At 47.7% G+C, this 620-nt stretch carries 1 protein-coding gene; it reads left to right on the plus strand.

Annotation, left to right across the window (positions count from 1 at the left end; genetic code table 11):
* A partial coding sequence (locus ACZ2XM_RS15430) for an IS110 family transposase (protein ID WP_490619007.1) occupies positions 1-620 on the plus strand: 620 nt, incomplete at both ends.

Genomic DNA, 620 nt, shown 5'->3' on the forward strand with positions numbered 1-620 from the left:
CCTGCCTTCGTCAGAAGCTACGCCGATAGTCTTGGCAGCCGTCATAAGACGGATAAGAAAGACAGTATTCTATTGGCACGCTATGCCTATACTGCTAAACCTGACTTATGGACACCACCGCCTGCAGAGGCCCGTCATCTCAAGTCGTTATTATCACGCTTAGATGCTCTGCAAGAAGATCTGCAGCGTGAGCTGAATCGTCAGGAGAAAGCAGACGCTACTGACACCGCACCTATCGTTAAAGAGTCTATTCAGCAGATGATAAACGCTCTAAAGTCTGCCATTGCCAAGCTTAATGACGATATCAACAATCATATCGACAAGCATCCAAACCTAAAGCAAGACCAGCAATTGCTTGAAAGCATCAAAGGCGTCGGTCCTGTAGTGTCAAAGCAAATGGTGTCGCTGATGCACAATAAACAATTTACTAAAGCCTCACAGGTAGCGGCCTTCTTAGGACTGGTACCTAAGCAAGTTGAGTCCGGACAGTTTAAGGGCAAATCACGATTGGCTAAAAACGGCTCTAGTGATATCCGCGCCAAACTGTACATGGCCGCTGTCGTGTCAACGCGATGGAACCCTGATATTAAAGCTCAATACGAGCGCCTACTGGCTCGAGG

The sequence above is a fragment of the Psychrobacter sp. CoH-33_TS_01 genome (assembly GCF_058189395.1).